The sequence below is a fragment of the Pirellulaceae bacterium genome (genome assembly GCA_029243025.1).
In the GTDB taxonomy this organism is placed as follows: domain Bacteria; phylum Planctomycetota; class Planctomycetia; order Pirellulales; family Pirellulaceae.
In genome coordinates, this window is sequence record JAQWSU010000034.1 from 12,663 (window position 1) to 35,274 (window position 22,612).

The 22,612-nt window shown below is 52.4% G+C and carries 15 protein-coding genes; 10 read left to right on the top strand and 5 right to left on the bottom strand.

The annotated features are described in order from the left end of the window. Positions 1 to 190 precede the first annotated feature (190 nt). Positions 191 to 1,831 (bottom strand): adenine deaminase, encoded by a 1,641-nt coding sequence (gene ade, locus P8N76_16330; protein MDG2383238.1) that lies wholly within the window; start codon positions 1,829 to 1,831, stop codon positions 191 to 193. Between the two features lie 211 nt (positions 1,832 to 2,042). After that, positions 2,043 to 2,507, bottom strand: coding sequence for a hypothetical protein (locus tag P8N76_16335; GenBank protein ID MDG2383239.1), 465 nt, complete (start codon positions 2,505 to 2,507; stop codon positions 2,043 to 2,045). A 533-nt stretch (positions 2,508 to 3,040) separates the two neighbouring features. Here P8N76_16335 and P8N76_16340 point away from each other — a divergent pair. The 7 genes from P8N76_16340 (at position 3,041) to P8N76_16370 (ending at position 15,520) form a co-directional block, all read left to right on the top strand. Then, the gene (locus tag P8N76_16340) at positions 3,041 to 4,600 is read left to right on the top strand and encodes a class I adenylate-forming enzyme family protein (protein MDG2383240.1); all 1,560 of its coding nucleotides are present in this window, start codon (positions 3,041 to 3,043) and stop codon (positions 4,598 to 4,600) included. Positions 4,601 to 4,814: 214 nt separating this feature from the next. Then, positions 4,815 to 7,418 (top strand): PSD1 and planctomycete cytochrome C domain-containing protein, encoded by a 2,604-nt coding sequence (locus P8N76_16345; protein ID MDG2383241.1) that lies wholly within the window; start codon positions 4,815 to 4,817, stop codon positions 7,416 to 7,418. Positions 7,419 to 7,460: 42 nt separating this feature from the next. Continuing rightward, the gene (locus P8N76_16350; protein ID MDG2383242.1) at positions 7,461 to 8,924 is read left to right on the top strand and encodes a DUF1501 domain-containing protein; all 1,464 of its coding nucleotides are present in this window, start codon (positions 7,461 to 7,463) and stop codon (positions 8,922 to 8,924) included. 173 nt (positions 8,925 to 9,097) lie between these two features. Then, the gene (locus P8N76_16355; GenBank protein MDG2383243.1) at positions 9,098 to 9,316 is read left to right on the top strand and encodes a hypothetical protein; all 219 of its coding nucleotides are present in this window, start codon (positions 9,098 to 9,100) and stop codon (positions 9,314 to 9,316) included. A gap of 618 nt (positions 9,317 to 9,934) precedes the next feature. After that, positions 9,935 to 12,844 carry a PSD1 and planctomycete cytochrome C domain-containing protein gene (locus tag P8N76_16360; GenBank protein MDG2383244.1) on the top strand — a complete coding sequence of 970 codons (2,910 nt, stop codon included), beginning with the start codon at positions 9,935 to 9,937 and terminating at the stop codon, positions 12,842 to 12,844. Positions 12,845 to 12,890: 46 nt separating this feature from the next. Next, complete coding sequence (locus P8N76_16365) at positions 12,891 to 14,351, top strand: DUF1501 domain-containing protein (GenBank protein ID MDG2383245.1); 1,461 nt, start codon at positions 12,891 to 12,893, stop codon at positions 14,349 to 14,351. A 29-nt stretch (positions 14,352 to 14,380) separates the two neighbouring features. Beyond that, a complete protein-coding gene (locus P8N76_16370) occupies positions 14,381 to 15,520 on the top strand; it encodes a mandelate racemase/muconate lactonizing enzyme family protein (protein MDG2383246.1) in 1,140 nt (379 codons plus the stop codon). On the opposite strand, the gene P8N76_16375 is transcribed toward P8N76_16370, so the two are convergent. Beyond that, complete coding sequence (locus P8N76_16375; GenBank protein MDG2383247.1) at positions 15,517 to 16,416, bottom strand: SMP-30/gluconolactonase/LRE family protein; 900 nt, start codon at positions 16,414 to 16,416, stop codon at positions 15,517 to 15,519. The genes P8N76_16370 and P8N76_16375 overlap by 4 nt on opposite strands. A gap of 110 nt (positions 16,417 to 16,526) precedes the next feature. Between P8N76_16375 and P8N76_16380 the strand changes: the two genes are divergently transcribed. The 3 genes from P8N76_16380 to P8N76_16390 all read left to right on the top strand — a co-directional run bounded on the left by P8N76_16380 (position 16,527) and on the right by P8N76_16390 (position 20,051). Further along, a complete protein-coding gene (locus P8N76_16380; protein ID MDG2383248.1) occupies positions 16,527 to 17,858 on the top strand; it encodes a DUF5722 domain-containing protein in 1,332 nt (443 codons plus the stop codon). Positions 17,859 to 18,170: 312 nt separating this feature from the next. Continuing rightward, complete coding sequence (locus P8N76_16385) at positions 18,171 to 19,169, top strand: SPFH domain-containing protein (GenBank protein ID MDG2383249.1); 999 nt, start codon at positions 18,171 to 18,173, stop codon at positions 19,167 to 19,169. 12 nt (positions 19,170 to 19,181) lie between these two features. Beyond that, positions 19,182 to 20,051: an SPFH domain-containing protein gene (locus P8N76_16390; GenBank protein MDG2383250.1), complete on the top strand. Its 870-nt coding sequence runs from the start codon at positions 19,182 to 19,184 to the stop codon at positions 20,049 to 20,051. A 246-nt stretch (positions 20,052 to 20,297) separates the two neighbouring features. Here P8N76_16390 and P8N76_16395 read toward each other — a convergent pair whose 3' ends face one another. Together P8N76_16395 and P8N76_16400 are read right to left on the bottom strand one after the other, a co-directional pair. Continuing rightward, a complete protein-coding gene (locus P8N76_16395; protein ID MDG2383251.1) occupies positions 20,298 to 20,984 on the bottom strand; it encodes a DUF1080 domain-containing protein in 687 nt (228 codons plus the stop codon). Positions 20,985 to 21,262: 278 nt separating this feature from the next. Continuing rightward, positions 21,263 to 22,288, bottom strand: coding sequence for an aldo/keto reductase (locus tag P8N76_16400; GenBank protein ID MDG2383252.1), 1,026 nt, complete (start codon positions 22,286 to 22,288; stop codon positions 21,263 to 21,265). Positions 22,289 to 22,612 lie beyond the last annotated feature (324 nt).

Here is a 22,612-nt window from a genome sequence, read left to right on the forward strand (position 1 = left end):
ATGAATCATCGAACAGGGGAAGCATGCAACGATCCACAACGGTCGACAAGCATTTTTCTCGCGGCCAAATGGCTCCCACCATCCAACAAACAAAACGGCACAGATGGCCCCAGACTCGCAAAGTCAACGCAACCACACCATTCCACCAGCCAATCTTGGCGGCGGACCTATCGCAGACAAGTCGATTTTTTTATGAGGGCACAAAGAGAGGCACAAATTCGAACCGTCGCCCATCGAACAAGCCACGATCGCTCAGTTTGTATTCTGGAATCACCAACAGGGCCATGAATGAGAGAGTCGTAAAAGGAGCACGAAGTTTGCAGCCCCATGTTTTCGCCAAACCATCCAAATCGACGTAGCCAGCGGCCACTTTTTCACATGATGCGGTCGACATCAATCCTGCCACCGGTAAAGGTAAGACTTTTTGTTGACCGCTTCGAGCTACCGCCAGCCCCCCCTTGGCAGCGATGATCAAATTGATGGCATCCGTTAAGTCGTCATCTGACACACCGACCGCAATCACATTATGGGAATCATGCGCAACGGAGGACGCAATCGCTCCTTCCTTCAAGCCAAAATTTCGCACGAACGCGATGGCCGGCTCTGCCCTTGTGTAGCGATTCACCACGACCATTTTAAGAATGTCACGGCTTGTATCCGAGACCACTCTTCCATCCCGCAGCGTAGGTTCGACCACTTGGTGCGTCGTGATCAATTGCCCATCGACAGCCTCAATCACCCTCATCTGCGGTTTGCTGGCATCGAGCGAGAGGGCGTTGCGAACAATCGGGACCGCATGAAACTGGTTCACGACTGAGGCATCGGGCGCATCGATCAGGCAGCGGCCCTCGGTCGCGACAAGTTGCCCCTCGATAAACGTCCGAAGTATGCGAAACTGTTGAAGATTATCGACCTCAATCAAGTCGGCCGGATCCCCTACTCGCAGTTGGCCAACATTCAATTGGTAATGTTCAATCGGATTCAAACAGGCCGCTTGCAAAACGTTCATCACATCGATACCTGCTGCAACTGAACGCCGTACTAATTGATCGATATGACCTGCCATCAAGTCATCTGGATGTTTATCGTCACTGCAAAGCATGCAAAGTGCTGGAAACTGATCGATCAGCGAAGATAGTTCATCGAAATTTCGTGCTGCCGAACCTTCGCGAATCAAAATTCGCGTTCCATAACCAATTTTTTCTAGCGCCTCCGCTTTCGTGAAGCATTCGTGGTCGGTGCTGATCCCTGCCGCGAAATAGTTCTTCGATTGTTCGCCCCGGAGCCCTGGCGCATGCCCGTCGATGGGTTTATTACGATCGACTGCGGCCTTGAGTTTGGCCATTACGTCCGTATTCCCGGATAGCACTCCCGGGTAATCCATCATTTCGCTGAGATAGCAAATCCGGGGGTCGTCCAACAATTCCGCCACTTGTGCTACCGAAATTTCAGCGCCAGCCGTCTCAAATTTGGTCGCCGGCACGCAGGAAGGAGCTCCGAAGAAAAACTTCATCAGCACCGTGCTCGCCTCATCCATCATGTATCGGACCCCCTCCAAGCCCAGCACATTGGCAATCTCATGTGGGTCAGAGACAGTTGCTACCGTACCGTGCAAAACAGCGACACGAGCGAACTGTGACGGCACCAGCATTGAGCTTTCAATGTGCACATGAGAATCGACAAAGCCAGGCAATAGAAAGTTGCCATCTTGGGCATTCGTTTCACGGATCGAAGCGACTACGCCGCGCTCAACGACAATTTCGGCCGAAAAGATTTTGCGGTTTGAGATGTCGACAAGCCTTCCGGACAACTCAATTTGGTCACCAGCCATACGTCTAATTCACTCGAGGGGTTGGGAGATGATCAAGTCTTGATTTAAGAAAAATAACAGTCTAAAAGGGTATTCCGGCGCGACGGGCATCAGCTTTGCAACGACCGGTCTAGGGATCTTCGAATAGGGTTCCAACAACCCTCCTGGATCTCTGCCCGACAAGGATGCTCGACATCCAAGTAAACGGTCAGTCCACTCGGTTCTTGAGCAGCTAATTGGCTGCTCTGCTTCGCTTTCGTTGCAAGGCTCGACAGGTCACCAACTTTCGGTAGGTGAACATCACTTGCAGGTTGAGCCGCGCGAACAGAAACCGAGTGATCAGCCCCCACAAGCCCGACTTGTGCGAATATTCGATGTGTTCGCGTATCTCAGTGACGTCCGTGCCTGTTGCGTCGAAGGAGTGAGTGTGCTCCCATTTACGCGCCGGTCCCTGCAATTGGACGTCGGTAAAACCATGGTCGGTCACGTTGCGATGTACTGCCGTCCACTTTATTGGCAGAGGTCCGAGCCAGAGCGTGAATCGCGACTTGGACCCTTCGGCAAGTGGCTCAATCTCGTGCAACTGCACAATGACGGGCGGAGGTGTCAGTTTCTTCAGCGCACTCGTATCACGATGAAAGTCTCGAACCGCGGCTTGGCTTGCATGCACCTTAAACACAAAATCGAAAACCGGCATTACTGACTCACTTTCGATAAACCAATCCGAACGATTCGACCGTCAGAAGAATCCAGACCGGCCGCCACGGGGTGCAAAATGTTTCACTCGACCAAATCCAGCCCGAGCGACAAGCCTTTTGTCAACGATGTGCTAAAAACGCAAGACAACTCACACGCGGATTCTCGTCACCGTATTGGCAGGCTTTTTCGGCCAAATCCTACTTAGACTGTAGGCATGACGGCAAAAATGGGGATAGTTTCCTCCAATTGAACGGCCATCTCCCCAATCACGGGAAGGACATTCTCGTTGAAGCGCTCCGCTTACCAAAGGCCGAACCGAACCATTTCGTTAGAAAACTGCGAGGCAATGGCCGATAATTCCGAGCTACATGGAATCTTTTCGGCAAATCTGCCGTCCGAATCGACTCCGATCGCCGACGACAAGTTTTACAGATTCTGCCCAAAAGAGCGCCGAGCAGGGTTGAAGAATGGCAACGTTTTTCATCATGATATCACTGACCCGACGTGTTTGTTGACAACAAGGAATCCACCATGCCGCTAGCAGGACCACCCCTCGCTGCTCCCTTTGATATCCAACGGCTGCTTGAAACCGGTCTATCGACCAAGCCTGATGAAATCGCACTTCGATCACTTGACGCTTGTTGGAACTGGAAGGAATTAGCAGAACAGTCGACTCGGCTTGCTGGGCATCTATTGAGCCAGGGACTTCAAGCTGGGGATCGAGTTGCGTCGTTGATGCCCAATCGGGGTGAATTAATCATTCATTACCTAGCTTGCATGAAGGCTGGATTGGTCGCCACCCCCTTGAACTACCGTTATCAGCCGCCAGAAATTGATCACGCTTTGAAGATCAGTGACGCGTCGCTTCTGTTGTTCCATGCGGAGCGTGAACAAGAGATCTCAAAAAGCAAGCTGGCAAATCAATTACCTCTCGGCCAGATTCGTTATTCTGGCCCGAAGTCACGCAAGCCAAATTTGGAATGGTTTCTCTCTAACGACTCCCCCATCGATGACTTTCCAGAAATTCAACGGGACACCCCGGCCTTTATTTATTTCACGTCAGGCAGCACTGGAAAACCCAAGGGGGTGACCCATACGCAAGCCACGATCGGCTGGATGATTGCCAGCCACATCGCCGCCCTTGAGTTTACTTCTGAGGATGTGCTCCTCCCCAGTTCTTCGTTGTCTCATATCGGTGCATGTTTATCGTCATTATCCTGTTTGGCTTGTGGCGGCCGGGTAGATGTGGCTCATCTGACAGATGGCGATGAGGTATTACAACTGCTCGAGCAAACGCGCCCCACAATTCTGATCATGTTGCCTGCCGCATTGACTTGTCTTGTCAACGAACATGCGGCCACCAAGAACCATTTCAGCTCCTTACGCGCCTGTTTCTCCGGCGGCGACTCCGTGTCTCCAGCGCTCGAGCACGCGTTTTCAAAGCTGACAGGCATGACGATTGATGAAGTCTACGGCATGTCCGAAATCGGGCTCGCCACCACAAATCGACCCTCTGGCACTAACAAACTGGGATCTATCGGACAACTGGCCGATGGATACCAAGCATCGATACGCAATTCGGATCAGGAGGAGGTTCCCACAGGCGACGACGGCCAACTGTGGATGAAGTCTCCCGCCAATACGATCGGATATTGGGGCCACCCAGAAGCCATGCAGAAAACAATCCAGGACGGCTGGTTGGATACCGGTGACTTGGCACGAGCAGACAGCGACGATTATATCTGGTTCCTCGGGCGAAAAAAACGGATTACCGTTCATGACGGATCGAACATTTGCCCTCAAGAAATCGAAGCCTCTCTCACCGACCATCCATCAATCGACAGTGCGTGCGTCGTGGGTATACAGGATATGATCCACGGTGAAACGGTATGCGCTTACGTCACCCTCAAAGACGGAAAGAAACAACCCACCGTCGCGGAACTCATCAAACACTCTCGAAATCAAGTCGGCTACAAAGCGCCGGAACAGATTCGATTCCTGGAAAGCATGCCTTTGAATACCACAGGCAAGCTGGACCGCAAGATACTGAAGCGAATGGCGACAAATAATCCCAGCCAGTCGTCGCAGTAATCCCTTCAGCTGCCCGGACCGCTGAGACGCCGCCTATTCCACGCGGCGTCCTCCCAGCAAGAAGCTCAAAATCGGCTCCCCACGGTCCGCGGCAACATGTTATCCTGGGAGGGCGGATTGGCAAAGTAAATCCATTCAATCTTCCATTCGTCTTTCCCCCCTGCCTGCCATGAAACGATTTTCATCTCAACCATGCGTTGCGGCGTTAACGGTCATGCTCGGCCTCTCCTCGAGTACGGCAACATCGGCCATTGAACCACCTGCATCCCAACAGAGCTCGGCTTCCGACCTCACTTTCGAACGTGATGTACGTCCGATCCTCAAGGCAATGTGCTTTCATTGCCACGGAAAAGAAGAGGAGGATCGACAAGGCGAATTCGACGCGCGGCTTGTACGACTGATGAAATCCGGAGGAGATTCCGGCAGCGCTATCAGCCCAGGCAATGCGGCCGATAGTTTGCTCTGGCAACGTGTGAACGCCGACGAGATGCCCGAGGGCAAAAAAAAGCTAACTTCGGAACAAAAACAGACCCTTCATGACTGGATCAATCAGGGTGCTTTGACAGCCCGCCCCGAGCCGGATGATGTAAACGATGCGCGTTTCACCTTGGAAGAACTTCGCCACTGGGCGTTTCAGCCGATCGGCACTCCTTCCATTCCTCGAGTTTCTGACTACGTTGTCCGCACGCCTATCGACGCCTTTATCGCTAAGGTACTTGCCGAAAATCATTTACCATTTTCACCTCAAGCCGACCGATCAACTCTCATCCGTCGCATCACGTTCAATCTCACAGGACTTCCACCGACGCCTAATGAAATACACCGTTTTGTCACGAACCCGAACCCCGATGCCTACGAGCGACTCGTCGATCGACTCTTGGCATCGCCCCAATATGGAGTTCGCTGGGCACGACATTGGCTGGACGTGGCGGGCTACGCAGAAACCCAAAGCGATCAAAACAACGTCAAACGGCCCCACGCCTGGCGCTATCGCGATTACGTTATCCGAGCGTTCAACGACAATCTTCCGATTAATCAATTCTATCAAGAACAACTTGCCGGTGATGAAATGATCACCGACCCGTTGCACCCCGATGACGCACGGCAACAAGCGTTACTAACCGCCAGCGGATTTCTTCGCATGGCGCCCGACGCAACCCAAACCAGCAACAGCTTGGCGAATCGCAATCTCGCTGCTACTGACGCCGTCAAAGTAATCAGCTCCACCATGCTAGGACTCACCGTCGGATGTGCTCAATGTCACGATCACAAATACGATCCAATTGGCGTTGACGATTACTATCGATTTCGCGCCATTTTCGATCCCCTGTTTCCGCTTGAACAGTGGCAACTTCCCAGCACAAGACTTGTCGACTTCACTCCGGCGAAAGAACAAGCGGACGCCGATCGTATTGAAAGAGAGGCACAGGCGAGGGAGTCCGATCTCAACGCGCGACGGACCAATTTAGGAGAACAGATCCTAGCACGCAAGTTAGCCGATGTCCCCGAACCAGACCGCCAAGCAACACGGGTAGCCGTGAATACAGAAGCCGCACAACGAACGAAGGAGCACCGACGCCTTCTCGACCTCTACCCGATGGTGAAGCCGGTCAGCCGCATTGTCGGCATCTTAATCGAGTACGATATGCCGTCCTATCGAAAATTCGAAAAAGAACAGCAGCAGATCGCGGCTCTTAGGGCGACTAAGCCGCCGAAACGACTGGTCATGGCAAGCCAGGAACGGCCCGACGTCGTCCCTCAGAGCGTTGTGTTCTTTCGAGGAAATCCGGAAGCTCCCCGAGAAGAGGTACGCCCCAACGAACTGGCTGTCTTAGTCGATGAAAAACGTCCGAGCAGGCTACCGATCAACGACCCTAGCTTGTCCACAACGGGGCGTCGTTCGGCCTATGCTAAACAACTGACCGACGGCAGCCACCCGCTGGCTGCTCGTGTCTTTGTCAACCGTGTGTGGCTTCACCATTTCGGCCGCGGTTTAGTGGATACCCCAAGTGATTTTGGCCTTTCAGGCATTCGCCCGTCGCATCCCGAATTACTGGACTGGATCGCCGATGACTTCCAACGCCATGGCTGGGATCTGAAAAGACTGCACCGCCTAATTTTGCTATCGACCACTTTTCAACAGCAGTCAACACGAACTCGGAAACAGGATTCCATTGACCCCGATAATCGCCTGCTCGCCCGAGCCAATCTACGCCGACTTGCCTCAGAAGAAATTCGCGATGCCATTTTGTCAGTCAGCCACAATTTGACAAAGCGTCTGGGAGGTCCCAGCGTACCGGTGACTGAGGACACGGAAGGAAAAGTGGTAATTGGCAGAAAATCTTTACGAGACGGAATTGCAGTGGGAGTGGACAACGGCCACGTCACTGCTTCGCGACGCAGTCTGTTTATCGAGCTCCAACGCAACCTCCCACTCAACATGTTAGCCACGTTTGACCAGCCCGTGATGTCGCCAAATTGTTCCCAGCGAACATCCACGACCGTCGCAAGTCAGTCACTTTGGTTTTTGAACGATAGCGCAATCGTGCAATTCTCAACTGACCTCGCAAAACAGATTATGCAAGATCAGCAGATGACTTTCGACCAACAGCTCGATGCTATTTTCCTTCGCTTATTCGCCGTTCGCCCCACATCGTCGGAACGAGATTCCTTGCTGAGTTTCACTGATCGGCTTGAACAACTATTCCAACAAACAAGCGACACCGAGTCTTCCCAAGGCCGTTCCGCTCGAGTCCGAGCTGTTGCCACCCTTTGCCAAACCCTAATGGCCTCGAACCGTTTCCTTTACATCGATTAATCACCCCACCGTTCGCTCCCGCCTGATTGGCCGAGACAAATCATGCCGACTCGCCTCTGCTCACGACGCCATCTCCTGAAGACATCCGCTTTCGGATTAAGCTCGCTTGCAGCCGCATATCTCCTGCAACGTGACGGAGTCCTGGCTGACGACTCGGCAATTCCAGTCAAGCCGGAATTGGAGCCACAAACGTTCGATTTGTCGGTAAAGCGGCCACACCATCCGCCCCAAGCTAAAGCCATGATCTCCATGTTCATGCTGGGCGGACCGAGTCAAATCGACCTCTTTGACCCGAAGCCAGAGCTAATCAAACGGCACGGACAACTTTTCCCAGGTGATGTAAAGTTTGACAATCCGGCACAAGCAAGTCGCGAAATCATGGCGCCCGCTTGGAAGTTTCGTCAACATGGTGAATGCGGCATGGAACTCTCCGAGTTGCTTCCGCACCTCGGTACAATCGCAGACGACATCTGCTTGATCCGGTCGATGCACACTGGATCGAACAACCACCTGCCATCGAATTACGCATTGAACACAGGCCGCAGCGTCGGGGGTCGCGCTGTCCTTGGGAGTTGGTTGCTCAACGCTCTCGGTAGCGAGACCGATGACTTGCCTGCCTACATCGCGTTAACTGACCCGCGAGGTCTTCCCCTGATTGGCGGCGAAAATTGGAACAATGGTCCGCTACCCTCGATTTACCAGGGTACGATGGTCAGACCTACCGAGCCACGAATCTTCAATCTGCAAGCACCCACCCACCTCAAAGGTTCCGCCCAAGTGGCTCAGCTGGAACTGCTGCGTCAAATCAATCAACAACATCTTGACCAACACCCCTATGAAGACGACCTGGCGGCACGCCTCGCCAGTTACCAGCTCGCCGCGCGCATGCAACTGGCGGCACGAGAAGCCTTCGATATTTCCTCAGAATCTTCCGCAACGCTCCAAATGTACGGCATTCACCAGAAGGTGACGCGAGATTACGGCACTCGATGCCTGATCGCGCGCCGATTAGTGGAACGTGGCGTACGTTTCGTTCAAATCCTTTGCCAAGGTCAAGTCTGGGATCATCACGGATCAATCCTCACCGCATTACCCGAACGCTGCCAAGAAATCGATCAACCGGCAGCCGCCTTAGTAAAGGATCTTCGTCAACGCGGCTTACTCGACACGACTCTCGTCCACTGGGGAGGTGAGATGGGTCGTTTGCCGGTCATCCAATTTCGTGAAGGATTGACGCGTCGCAATAAGGTCGGACGCGACCATAACACCTATGGCTTTAGCATGTGGGCAGCTGGCGGAGGGCTCCGACGCGGACATGTCCATGGAATGACAGATGATTTCTCACACCAAGCAATCGAAGGAGTGGTTCATCATTACGATTGGCTTGCTACGGTCTTACATCAATTCGGTCTCGATCACCGTCGCCTCAGCTTTCGATCCGGTCCGCGCGAACATAAGCTCGTTGAACAAGCCGACGCACAAGTCGTCAACGAACTACTCGGCTAAACAAGAAAATCAGCGATCCCGCCCGGCTCATTTCGCCACGAACTCAGACTCAGACTCAGACTCAGATTCAGATTCAGACAATCCTCGTCATTCAGGCGAGAAACATGTATCACCTCTAGCGAACACCAAGAGTCTCCACCGTTCGGCTCCCCACCCCAAAAGGCGCAAATCAGATGTCATGGGTGATCCTGTGCTCTCGAACACTCCCACTACAGGCTGAAGCTGCCGAGATGAAATCAGCTGACAAGAAAGAAAACGGCGACGTCACCAAACGACTTACCGGAACTTGGCAAGTCAATCACACCCCGATTGGGCCAACCGATCACGCACTGACAGTCAGCCTCCATGCCGACCATTCGGTAATCGGATCGACGGGGATCAATCGGCTATAAAAAGTCGTTGGGAAATCGACAGTGACAGGTTTTTTAGGCTACTATTTCTCATGACTAGGCGGGCGGCCCTTCCAGAAGCCGTTCACCGAGAACAAGCGTTCCCGAACTCGTTGGAATCCCTTAACCTGGTCGAGATAGAGCAAAATCGGTTGAGTCTTTCAGGGGCATCTTGAAAAACTCCTTTTAAGCGGCACAAGTGATTGATTGGCTGGCTCCCCTGTTGCCTTCGGGAAGGCCAACTTTCTAATTCTCACTCCAGATTGAGCCTCTCGACCTCCAAATTTCCAGGAAACGGGACAACGCTCGCTTGCAGGCAGACAACGGCCTGATCTTGCCTAACAGATCCGCTTGTAGGATGCTCTAATCTTGAAGCCATCCATTTTTCTGGACATCATTTTCCCCAGATTTAGCCTCAAACTTAATGCGAATTTCCTAACTGGCTTGATTCACAACTTACGCAAACATCCCCGCTCGACATACTTGCTAAGCTGCGATGAGCACGACCTTGCTACCGTCGTGCGGCTAAATCTTCCGACCAGTTTTCGTAGCGTTGAACCACGGATTTTGTTAGGCTAGGAGGATATCGATGCGTCCCTCTTTCCCTTTGGTATTCCTCCTATGCCAACTGTACGATTCATGTCGAAAAACAACGCAATCCGTTGCAGCTACCTTGCTGGCCTCCTACTTTTGTCTGTTAGCCCAGTCATTGCTGCGGACAATTCCGAGGTCAATTTTGGTCGAGAGATCCAGCCAATTTTGGCGAAGCATTGTTACCAATGTCACGGCCCCAACGAATCGGAAGGCGGTCTGCAGCTCGATACACAATCAGGAATATCGGCAAAACTCGATTCTGGAAATGTGGCAATTGTAGCCAGTAATGTGGCTCAAAGTGTGATTCTCGATCGAATTCGATCAACCGACGAATCAGAACAAATGCCGCCAGAAGGCAAACGATTATCTGAGATCGAAATCACCTTGATTGAAAAGTGGATTTCACAAGGCGCGCATTGGTCTGGGCACTGGGCGTTCGAACCAGTTGTTCGACCGAATGTGCCGACGCCGCGGAATAACTCATGGTCGCAAGATCCGATCGACGCCTTTATTTTATCCGGATTAGAAGAGGCACAACTTCGCCCTTCACCGCCGGCATCTAAGGCCACCCTCCTGCGACGTGCCTATTTTGACCTGACCGGTTTACCGCCTACGCCAGCGGCCGTGAACGACTTTCTGGCAGACAATTCACCGGAAGCTTTTGAGAAGGTTATCGATAAATTGCTGGCATCGAACCATTACGGTGAGAAATGGGCCCGCCATTGGCTGGACTTGGTTCGCTATGCAGAGACCAATGGCTACGAACGGGACTCCCGAAAAGATTTGATTTGGAAATATCGCGACTATGTCATCAAAGCCTTCAACGCTGACAAACCGATCGATCGTTTTATTACAGAACAAATTGCCGGCGACGAAATAGCCGACCGCGATGCGGACAGTATCACGGCAACAGGTTTTTATCGTTTGGGCATTTGGGATGATGAACCGGCAGATCGCCCCCTCGCCAGATACGACTATCTGGATGATATCCTCCGCACAACAGGTGAAACTTTTCTCGCCATGACGATCGGGTGTGCCCGTTGCCATGACCATAAGATCGATCCCGTTACCCAAAAAGATTATTATTCGATGCTGGCCTTCTTTTCCGACATATCTCCTCACGGAAAAGGCAACACCAATCACATCGCTCTCACCAACCCGCAGCAACAGTCTGACTTCGAGCAACGTGTCGCACAGAAACAAGAACGGGAACGCACCCTCACGGAGAAGATCGCTGGTCGCGAGCACGAATTCCGCCAAGCGATGCAAAAGCAGCATCCCGAGGTAGCCCTACCGACCCCGGAAGCCGATTCGCAGGTTTCCGAGATCATCTTGCCGACTTCGATGACGACAGGACAACCGTGGGAATACAGCTTCACACAGCCATCTGACAATTGGTTCGAAATCGCCTTTGACGACAGTCAATGGCGCAAGGGCGATGGCGGATTCGGAACGCAAGGCACCCCGGGTAGCAAAGTTCGCACCCCGTGGAAAAACGCCGATATCTGGCTGCGAAAAGATTTTCGTCTCACCCAAATACCGTCCCAATTAAGCCTGAAGCTTCATCACGACGAAACTACCGAAATCTATTTAAACGGAAAACGGGTGGCGATGCTGACCGGTCACGTCACCGAATACATCACTCTTGACATAAGCGATGCGGCCAGCGATGTCTTACAGACGGGCCGCAACACTCTCGCGGTCCATTGCCATCAGACAGGAGGCGGGCAGTACATCGACGTCGGCTTGATCAGCGAAGACAAATCGCCGTCCTTGCAAACGCTTGTTGATCGATACGGCAAGCAGCTATTGGGAACCGATTCGATCGGCGAGTGGCAACAATGGAAATCCAAATTATTGGCCAGTAAGGAGACCACTCTCGAGTTAAACCCGGCCTTTGCAATGGCAGTCAGTGAACGAGGACGCAATCAGACCTGGGTCCTCGCTCGCGGCAATCCTTCCGCCAAAGGCGATGAAGTTGCAGCTGCTTTTCCGCAGATCTTAAATCCTCCGGAGGTCGATCCGAGCGCGCATTCAGCCGATTCCTCACCCACCTCGGGAAAACGTCGGCTACTGGCCGAATGGATAACAAGTCCGGACAATCCGATGACTGCACGGGCGTTTGTAAATCGTATTTGGCAGCATCATTTTGGTGTCGGCATCGTGCGCACCGCAAGCGACTTCGGTTTTCAAGGGTCAGCTCCAACCCATCCAGAGTTGCTCGATTGGTTGACGGCAGAATTCGTCGAGAACGGCTGGCAGCTAAAGGCACTGCACAAGCAAATGATGATGACAGAAACCTATCAAATGTCATCCGCCCCGAATCCCGAAGCACTCGCAATTTCACCCACCAATGATCTCTTTTGGCGATTCAACATGCGACGACTTACCGCTGAGGAGATTCGTGACGCGATCCTTGCCATGACGGATACACTCAACCCGAATATGTTTGGACCAAGTGTGTATCCCCCGTTGCCCCAGGAGGTATTGGCCACTGCATCCAGACCGGGCGCTGCCTGGGGCAAATCGTCGGTCGAAAATGCGTCTCGACGGAGTATTTACATTCACGTCAAACGATCATTGCGGCACCCGATGCTCGCCAGTTTTGACTCGCCGGACACAGACACCAGCTGTGCGGTACGTATTTCCACAACGGTTCCAACTCAGGCTCTCGGCATGCTGAACGGTCAATTCATTAATCAGCAGGCTACAAAATTCGCAAATCGGCTGCAAAAAAGCTTTCCCAACGATGTCGAACAGCAAATCGTGTCTGGCATCCACCTCACAACCGGACGCTCTGCCACGAACGCAGAGATCCAAACAGATCTCGATTTCATCAAAGACTTGCAACAAACGGAAAAACTTTCCGAAGCCGATGCGTTACGTAACTACTGTTTGGTCCTGTTGAATGCAAACGAGTTCGTATACCTGGATTGACATAATACCGTCCTCGATTACGAGACGTTAAGAGGAATCAATACCGATGAAGACACGTGGACAATTCTGCCGACGCACTCGACGCGAATTCCTCTGGCAAGCCGGTGGCGGTTTCACTGCCCTGCCCCTCATCTCGATGCTGTCCCAGGACGGCTTCTTGGCAAATCAGTCCCATGCGGCTGATGGCGCGACGAAGTTTGACAATCCACTTGCACCGAAACCTCCGCACTTTGCCCCCAAGGCGAAGAGCGTCATCTTTTTGTTCATGTACGGTGGTCCCAGCCACATCGATACGTTCGACTACAAGCCGAACATGTACGGCATGGACGGAAAAACCATCGACGTGAAAACGTTTGGTCGAGGGGGACATCGCAACAAGGGTCGGATCGTCGAACCCAAATGGAAATTCAAACAATATGGTGAATGCGGCAAGTGGGTGAGTGATCTTTTCCCCAACGTAGCAACCTGTGTCGATGACATTGCCTTTTTACATTCGATGACTGCTGACTCTCCAATCCACGGCTCGGCAATGCTCATGATGAATTCCGGGAAAGTGCTCAGCGGCAGTCCAGCTCTGGGGTCGTGGGTCAACTACGGTCTCGGCACCGAAAACGAAAACCTACCCGGATTCGTGGTGATGCTCGACAAAAAAGGAGGACCGATTAGCGGCGCAAAGAATTGGTCGAGTGGCTACATGCCCGCATCTTATCAAGGGGTCGTGATGCGTTCCGCTGGCACCCCCATCTTGAATCTCAAAGTCGCAAAGGGAATGAGCCAATCCACTCAACGAAAAGTGCTTGATCGATTGCTCGCAAAAAATCGCGAACATCAAGCAGAGCGGATCGACAACTCGGACCTTGCCGCCCGAATCGCCAGCTATGAGTTGGCCTACAAAATGCAGCAACATGCCCCCGAGGCAGTCGATATCTCCCAAGAAACGGAGGCGACCCAAAAACTTTACGGCCTCGATCGACCCCGTACCGAGGACTTTGCCCGAAAATGCATCCTTGCTCGTCGTCTGGTTGAACGTGGCGTACGTTTCATCCAAATCTACTCGGGTGGTGCCCACAATGATGACAACTGGGATGCTCATGGTAATTTAGAACACAATCACAACCATCATGCGGGCAACACCGATCTCCCCATCGCTGGACTGCTCAAAGATCTCAAACAGCGAAATCTGCTCGACGAAACGCTTGTCGTTTGGGGTGGTGAATTCGGTCGACAACCGACCGCCGAATATAACGAAGGAACCGGTCGCGATCACAACTCCTACGGATTCACGATGTGGCTCGCCGGTGGTGGCATCAAGGGCGGCATGAGTATCGGAACAACCGACGAACTCGGAGCAGCCGCCGTCGAACGTCCGCTTCATGTAAAACACTTACACGCCACCATCTTGAACCAACTTGGATTCAACCCAAATCAACTTTCCTATTTTTACGGCGGACTCAACCAAAAGCTGGTCGGTGTCGAGGAAGTGGATCCGATCCACGAATTGATCTGAGCTCCCCAATACGTCCCCGAAACACCGTTATGAAAATCTCTGCGGTCAACCTATTCCCACTCCGTGGCGCAACTCCCGACGGCGGATGGGACGAAAAGCTGCTCAACGAAGAACAAAATCTACACACGCTGGTGGAAGTCATCACTGACGAGGGGATCAGCGGCGTTGGCAGCGTCTTTACCTCAGCGAAACTCGTCGAAGGAGCCATCGACGTCTTTCGCCCATTCCTCCTCGGCGCCTCCGCACTCGACCCAGCAGCGACCTGTGAAACGCTCCATCAGCATAGCTTCTGGCAAGGACGAGGTGGCGCCGTAACCCATGCGATCTCTGGGATTGATATCGCCCTCTGGGATATTCTGGGAAAGGCAACCAACCAACCCATTAGTCGTCTCCTCGGCGGAAGATACCGTGAAACAATCAAGCCCTACGGATCCTTACTGATGGCTGATCCGGACCTGATGCGTGCAAGATTGGAGACCGCACTCGAGCGAGGCTTTCGAGCATTTAAGATCGGCTGGGGGCCGTTCGGACGCGAAAGTCGCCAAACCGATGAGGCCATCGTTAAAGTAGCGCGCGATACGGTTGGCTCGGAAATCGAGTTGATGGTCGATGCGGGGGGCAGCGATGGTTTCTGGCCACATGGCTACAAATGGGCGATCAATACAGCGCGCATGCTGGCCGACTACGACATCACATGGTTCGAAGAACCACTTCGGCCAGACGACATCGATGGCTACGTCACACTCACTCAACATTCCCCCGTGCCGATTGCCTCCTGTGAGGTACTCACCCGCCGCCAGGCATTTCTCCCCTGGATTGAGAGGCACGCGGTGGACTACATTCAACCGGATGTAACTAAGGTGGGCGGTATCAGCGAACAGCACCGCATCGGACAGGCTGCTGATGACCATTCGATTCTCATGATACCTCACGGATGGAACACAGCGATTGGCCTCGCCGCCGACCTTCAGCTGGTCGCGGCCGCTGGCAATGCACGATGGGTGGAATACATCACTCCAGCTCCCTACATTGAAGAACTGATGGCTGAACCGATTACCTTTGCCGGGGATGGCTCCATCCAAATCCCCAGCAAACCGGGACTCGGTATCAATTGGAATCATGACGCGGTCGAAAAGTTTAGCGGCCGCCGACTTCAGAGCCAAAGCTAATCCGATTTTGTTGATTGCCCACGAACCTTCATGGGAATCGCATAGAAACCTTTGCGGGCGGTGATAAACAACGTCTTTCGATCCTTTCCTCCGAAGACAACATTTGCGGGGCTTTCCGGAGTTGGGATCGTCAAGACCAGCTCGCCTTGAGCGCTGTAGACCTTTACACCGCCATGTGTCAAATAAAGATTCCCCAACTCGTCCAACGTGAGGCCATCCGATCCTTCCGGCGCCGCAAGTTGTCGATTCTCCAGGGCTCCATCCTCTCCGATTTCATAAGCGTAGGTTTTGTCGTCGCCCGCATCAGCTACATAAAGTGTCTTCCCATCCGCTGTCCCAACAACGCCATTCGGCTTGACAAGGTCATCGATCACGCGAGTTACGGATTTCCCATTTGGAGAGCGATAATAAACAAAGAACCCACCCTGTTCGAGTCCGCTCATATCACCATATCGCGGATCAGTGAAATAGATTCCGCCACGAGGGTCAATCCAGAGATCATTGGGGCTATTAAGTTTCTTTCCATTGAATTGATCGACCAGCACGGTGGCTTTACCGGAAGGCGTAACCGATGTGAGCCGTCGGGCACCGCCCTCGCAACAAAGTAAATTTCCATCGCGATCAAAGTACAATCCATTCGCGCGTCCGGTTCCTTCACGGAAGGTCGACAACTGCCCATCGGTGGACCAACGATGAATGCGTGAATTTGGAATATCGGTAAAATAGACATTTCCTTTCTCGTCAACTGCAGGACCTTCTGTAAACAGAAATCCGTCCGCCAACTGAGCTACTTTCGCTCCTTCTGCTGTGAGTTCCTGTGTATCGGCGCACATCGCATCCCCCCACATACACACAACGATTAGGCTCACCGTGAAAATCCGATTCAAGTGGATCATGACTCTTTCCTCGCTTATAGTAATGCTCACCCAGGAACTTGCTTCCTAGGATCGAAATGCAGGATTCCCCATCAATTTAGCCAATAGTAACCGACGAACCAATGTGTGAAATGGCCAGCGATCTCAACTTTTACGTCGCGTTCTGGAAAACAATCCATTCCTTCTGCAGTCATCTTTGTTACACCTGTTTGGCTTGTTTCTTTTTCACCAGTAGTTTGGCTGCAGCAGAACCATCTGCCTCCACCGAAAAATATCCACAAGCGGCATCGAAAAAGGGACTCCAAGTAGAAATCATTGACGATGCCTTAGCGCTTGGCGTCAAGCATGCGGCGTTAAACGTTAATCTCTCTCAGCTAATTGACCCCAACATCGATCGCGCTGATGACAGACCGTCCTGGCAAACACCCGATCGCATCTATTATTTCAAGCGTGCCTACCTCAACTCACTCGACCGCAACATCAAGGCCCTCTCTGACCAGGATGTGATTGTCAACTTAATCATCCTCGTCTCTCATACCGGCGATGCCTCGGTTGACCGACTAATGATCCACCCACAATATGATCCGAAAGCACCCAATCGGCTCGGCGCTTTCAATGCGGAAACGGTGGAAGGTCAGCAATGGCTATCAGCCACGATGGAATTTTTGGCTAATCGATGGTCGCGCCCCGATCAACAGTTCGGCCGTGTCGCCGGCTACATCCTTGGCAACGAGGTGAATTCCCATTGGTGGTGGAGCAATATGGGTCATGTGACAATGCAGGAGTTTGCCAACAACTACCTGGCCGCCACGCGACTGGCTCATGCGGCCATTCGACGCCACAACGCTTGGGCGCGAGTCTATATTTCTCTGGAGCATCACTGGAACATTTATTTCCCTAGTGGAGCCGCATCGCAAGCGTTTGCCGGCAAACCGTTTCTCGATTATTTTGCGCAGCAGGCTCGTGCTGGGGGTGACTTTGACTGGCATGTCGCCTTCCATCCTTACCCTGAAAATCTTTTTGAGCCACGTTTCTGGAATGACAAAACAGCCCTCCCTAAGGCCGACACTCCGCGAATCACCTTTAAAAATCTCGAAGTGCTAACTTCCTACCTTCGCCGAGCGGAGTTGCGTTACGCGCAGCAGCCACGAAGAGTAATCTTGAGCGAACAGGGATTTCATACCCCCGATGGAGACGATGGCGAACGTGTCCAAGCTGCCGCTTATTGCTATGCCTACAAGAAGGTTGAGGCACTACCCGGCATCGATGCTTTCATCCTGCATCGACATGTCGACCATCCCCATGAAGGCGGACTACGGTTAGGATTGCGACGTTTCCAACCTAGCGAAAAAGATCCTCGGCCTCCCAAGCTGATCTACAACTGCTTCCGAGTCGCCGATACGCCGGACTGGGAGGCTGCGTTCGAATTCGCACTGCCAATCGTTGGGCGCGATGATTGGTAAAAATATAATTCGTGGAGCAGCGGACCATCATTCTGACTAATATCCCTCCCAACACTTTTCCTCGCCCCTTTCATTAGAAATACCATCACAAACGTTTGGATGACTGTCGTCGACCGAACCACTTGCTGAAATGCCACCTACGAAATGGCATCAGCCCTTCGTAAAAAACAACGTTTCATCGCCCCCTTCTCTTCTGTTACGATAACGCACGCGGCAGGGAACTTTGACTCTCTTGCAACGCGCCGTAGCCTTTCCTGGCGTGTTCTGCTTCCACGGTATTGGCTTCCAAAATCCAACAAGGAGCGATGTAAAATGACCATCCTTTCAGCTTTCTTGGCTGGCATTATCGTCTACGTTTTCATTCGAGTGATCCTCACCGGTTTTTACATTGTGCGCCCGAACGAACGTGCCGTACTCACATCTTTTGGTCGCGCCACACGGCTTCCCAACAACCCTCCGGCAACACCCCATTTATCAGACGATGAACACGAACGATACAACTATCCGGCTGTCCACGTCATTCGCCCCGGTGGTCCCTACTTCAAATGGCCTTGGCAGAAGGCCCACAAAGTCAACGTATCGACGCAGGCCGTAGATTTAGTTTGGGACCCTTCCAAATCCCAAACGACCATCGAAGCCGTCACCAAAGACAACCTTACAACCGGTGTTAATGGCCAAATCCGATTTCGCGTCAGCGAGAGCAATCTTTACGCTTATCTGTTTGGCGTCGCGAGTCCGTTAGAACATGTGATGGGTTATTTCATTTCGATCTTACGAGAACGCATTGCCGTCTTCGTCGACCCCAAGGGTCCACCATTGGTGAATAAACAGGAGAACCTCAGCGATTCTGACGAGGCAAGTTTACCAGAACTTTCAGAAGGGGTTTCCATTAACGATCTGAGAAAAAACTTGCCAACTCTCAACACCTACATGGAACAACAGTGTGAATCAACTCCTGGTCGATACGGCGTTGAACTCGACGCAGCTTTAATTACATCCATTGACCCTCCTCAGGAAGTCGATCGAGCGTTATCCGCCATCAACAGCACCAGAAATCAAGTGGCGGCGGACATCAGCACGGCCAAGGCGGACTCAGAGCAGCAAATCACGATGAGCAAGCGAGCGGTGGAAATAGCCGCCAACAACGCCCATGCCGAGGTGGCCCCCCTCAAGGAACTTGCCACCACACTGCTCTCAATCAAGCAGGAGGGAGGAGCCAACGCCGTTCAGGCTTACCTGCGAAACATGCGCATCCCACTCTTAAAACAAACAAAGCGAATCGTGACGACAACAACCAACCCCGTGAAATGAGGCGATGTAAATATGAACCCGTTTGAAATCGTAATTCCATTTGCAATTGGCATCGTCAGCATTCCGTTGGTACTCGCCATGGCCCAGGGACTCGGTCTGTTTACGACCGTTCGGGAATGCCAATCTCAAGTCTTTACCCTGTTCGGCAAGGTGATCGGAACGTGGGACGAACCGGGCCTCCATTTCCCCATCGTGCAGTTCGGGCCACGTGCCTTGCTGATTCCCATGTTCGGTAAACGACATATTGTGAGTACGGCCCTTCGACAACATTACTTGCGAGGGCAAATGGTCAACTCCGAGGAAGGAACTCCCATGGGAGTGGGCATCTGGTATGAAATGCAGGTGAATAATCCCGAGTCCTATCTATTCGCCAACGCCAATCCCGAAGGCTCTTTACAAGCAAACGTTGCGAGTTCCACCATTTCGACACTCAGTAATCTAGAAATGGATAAAATGCTGGAAGATCGCCACAGCTTGAGTCGTAATGTGCGGCAATCCGTATCACCGTTATCCGAGAAATGGGGATATCGCCTGGGCTCGGTTTACATTCGCAAAGTTTTCTTCACCGACACGCAAATGGTAACCAACATCACCGACAAGGTTGTCAAGCGACTCGTCCAGGTGACCAGCGCCATGAAACAGGATGGCGAGAACCGTGTGGGCTTAATTCGCAGTGAAACAGCCAACAAGGTTTCGCAGAAGATGGCTGAAGCTGCGGCAACGAGACCCGACGTGGTGGGTGGCGCCATGAATGAAATCTCGCGCCAAGACCCAGAGATCATGAACGCAGTTCTCGAGGTGATGGAAACAAATCAGTATCTCGAATCGAATGCCGAGATTAACGTCATCCCCGAAAACGCTACCGTGTTGCTTTCCAGCTAACACGTTCGTCACAGCGACACGATTGACATGTCTCCCACAGAGTGATGTATCTTCGCTGCCGACGTTAACTGCTGTGAAGAAACAACGGGCAAATCCAACGCCACTTCAAAAGTGAACAAAGAGCAGCGTTACCCCCGTCGCACTGCGTTTTGCGCACCCGTTCGCACTGCGTTTTGCGCACCCGTTCGTTACGTTCCCATGGGGCAAGCTTCTCCCAATGCCTGCCCCTCGACAGTCATTGGTCGCTCAATCGATTGTCTTGAGGCGCAAATCTTTGAATTCAACCCACATCGGACTGCCACCATGCAATTGCAAAGCAATCAACCCTTCCAACAAGGCCAACTGGTCAGAATCCGTGAAATCTAAAATCTGCCTACCATTCAAAAAGTGCCGAATGTGATTCCCTTCGGCAATAATCACCACATCATTCCAGTCATTCAGCTTGAACAGATTTTTGTATTCATCAGCAGTGATCAGTTCACCTTGGATCTCTTTGCCCTGATCTCCCCAGGTAGCTTTTTCACCAACAAGACAAATTCGACCGCGTTTCCCACCTTCGTCATAGATAAATCCGGCAACACTTGGCAGCTTTTCTTGATTTCGAATTTCGTGTTGGTAACCGCGGACCGCCCAATCATTCCGTGCGTTCTTTTTCTGTGATCGATACTGAATGCCGGAATTGTTAGTGGCGTTGCATCGAAAGGATAGGCGCAACTCAAAATCCTTCGGCTTGCCATCCTGCCAGATCAAGAAGGTGTTCCCATTCGCTTTTTTGTCGGGCGTTGTCTCTCCGCGAATGGCCCCGTCCTTGACCGTCCACAATCGCGGATCACCCTCCCAGCCGGCCAAATCTTTGCCGTTAAACAGACTCCGCATTTCCCCCGATTCGGGCGGTGCCACGATCACTTCAGCAGCAGTGACCACGTTTACCATTAACAACAAAAAGAAACCCAGCATAACACGATTCATTTTCGACTCCAGTTTACGAGTGATCCGGCAGCTGCTAATTATGATCGATGAAGGCTTGCGCTTACAAGTTATTCCGCTGCGTTTTTATTTCCAACTCTACAATTCTGCACGGCATGTCAGCGGCCGCCGTTGAACCCGGCAGCACAGCCGCTTTTCCCTAAGCCCGTGGCTTGGACGCCAAGCAGAGGTGGCCCCAGTTCCGCCGGTCGCACGGTCGATCAACCAGAAGCTCCCCACGGCTCCTATGCTTCGTCTACGTGGTCGGACTCGACATTTGACCGGGTGATATCAATCCAATCTTGAGGATAGCCCAAGGTGAACGGCACTTTGGCTGACAATCGCCGATAAAGCTCATCCGAGAGACTCCAATCACCTGCGAGCAAACTGGCCTCAATTTGCTGCTTGTTCCGTGCCCCAGCGATCACAGCTGTCACCCCCTTATTTTTGAGCAGCCAAGCCAGTGCAACTTGAGCTGGCGTCCGCTCGACGTCACGAGCAATTTGGACGAGTTCGCCGATGACCTCAAAACTTTCATCGTTCCAGTATCTTGGCAGGTCGATTTCTGCCCTCAAACCCACGCGAGAATCCTTTGAGGGGCCTTGAGACTTGTCGTACTTTCCGCACAACATTCCACCGGCGAGAGGACTCCAACACAACATGCCCATACCTTGGTCAACGCACGCTGGCAGGATTTCACGCTCTACATCACGACGCAACAAATTGTACATATGTTGGGCACTGACGAAACGTTCCCAATTGTTTCGATCGCTGATACCGTTCGCCTTGGCAATCTGCCAGGCAAAATAGTTACTACAGCCGAGGTAACGCACTTTTCCGGAACGAACCTGATCATCCAGGGCACGGAGCGTTTCCTCCAAGGGCGTATGTGGATCGGGACCGTGGACCTGGAACAAGTCGATGTAATCCGTTTTTAAGCGACGAAGACTCGCATCGACCGCTTCGACAATATGTTTCCTGGACAATCCTTTGGCGTTTGCAGAGTTTCCCATACGAAACCAACATTTCGTCGCCAGTACAAGATCATCTCGCTTACGCCCCGCAATGGCGGTTCCGAGCATTTCCTCAGAAACCCCTGAGCTGTACATATCGGCGGTGTCGATAAAGTTGCCACCCGCATCGAGAAATTGATTCGTAATCGCGGTAGCTTCTTCCTGCTCACAACCCCATCCACTCATACCAAACGTCATCGTCCCAAGACAAATCCGCGAAACCAGCAGCCCAGAATTACCGAGATAGCGATACTGCATTATTTACTCCGTCTTTATTTCCCAAAACGGTACAGGCCTCTGTGAACATGCACCAGCAACTCCAAACCGAATCTCGCGAACCACCATTAGCGTTCCCGTTATAAATCGGTCTCGCGCGGCCGCCCTTTTTTGACCGGGTCATCACTCAAAGGCCTGGTCAAGTCCACGATGATGCCCTCCGCCTAACGAAAACACAAGATGGCTAAGCGGAATCCGGCCCGCCATCCCCCTTGCATTGGGCTTTAGAGATCCCCACCGATGAATTACGAGTCGAATCGTTTTCGTTCGGTTTCCGTATCACACGACGCGTCACCATCGAATACA

Excerpts from the sequence above, each read along its gene's own strand:
- P8N76_16355 (MDG2383243.1), top strand. The coding sequence starts at position 9,098 with ATGTCATGGGTGATCCTGTGCTCTCGAACACTCCCACTACAGGCTGAA.
- P8N76_16385 (MDG2383249.1), top strand. The coding sequence starts at position 18,171 with ATGACCATCCTTTCAGCTTTCTTGGCTGGCATTATCGTCTACGTTTTC.
- P8N76_16345 (MDG2383241.1), top strand. The coding sequence starts at position 4,815 with ATGCTCGGCCTCTCCTCGAGTACGGCAACATCGGCCATTGAACCACCT.
- P8N76_16350 (MDG2383242.1), top strand. The coding sequence starts at position 7,461 with ATGCCGACTCGCCTCTGCTCACGACGCCATCTCCTGAAGACATCCGCT.
- P8N76_16370 (MDG2383246.1), top strand. The coding sequence starts at position 14,381 with ATGAAAATCTCTGCGGTCAACCTATTCCCACTCCGTGGCGCAACTCCC.
- P8N76_16380 (MDG2383248.1), top strand. The coding sequence starts at position 16,527 with ATGGCCAGCGATCTCAACTTTTACGTCGCGTTCTGGAAAACAATCCAT.
- P8N76_16360 (MDG2383244.1), top strand. The coding sequence starts at position 9,935 with ATGCCAACTGTACGATTCATGTCGAAAAACAACGCAATCCGTTGCAGC.
- P8N76_16390 (MDG2383250.1), top strand. The coding sequence starts at position 19,182 with ATGAACCCGTTTGAAATCGTAATTCCATTTGCAATTGGCATCGTCAGC.
- P8N76_16375 (MDG2383247.1), bottom strand. The coding sequence starts at position 16,416 with ATGATCCACTTGAATCGGATTTTCACGGTGAGCCTAATCGTTGTGTGT.
- P8N76_16365 (MDG2383245.1), top strand. The coding sequence starts at position 12,891 with ATGAAGACACGTGGACAATTCTGCCGACGCACTCGACGCGAATTCCTC.
- P8N76_16340 (MDG2383240.1), top strand. The coding sequence starts at position 3,041 with ATGCCGCTAGCAGGACCACCCCTCGCTGCTCCCTTTGATATCCAACGG.
- P8N76_16400 (MDG2383252.1), bottom strand. The coding sequence starts at position 22,288 with ATGCAGTATCGCTATCTCGGTAATTCTGGGCTGCTGGTTTCGCGGATT.
- ade (MDG2383238.1), bottom strand. The coding sequence starts at position 1,831 with ATGGCTGGTGACCAAATTGAGTTGTCCGGAAGGCTTGTCGACATCTCA.
- P8N76_16395 (MDG2383251.1), bottom strand. The coding sequence starts at position 20,984 with ATGGTAAACGTGGTCACTGCTGCTGAAGTGATCGTGGCACCGCCCGAA.
- P8N76_16335 (MDG2383239.1), bottom strand. The coding sequence starts at position 2,507 with ATGCCGGTTTTCGATTTTGTGTTTAAGGTGCATGCAAGCCAAGCCGCG.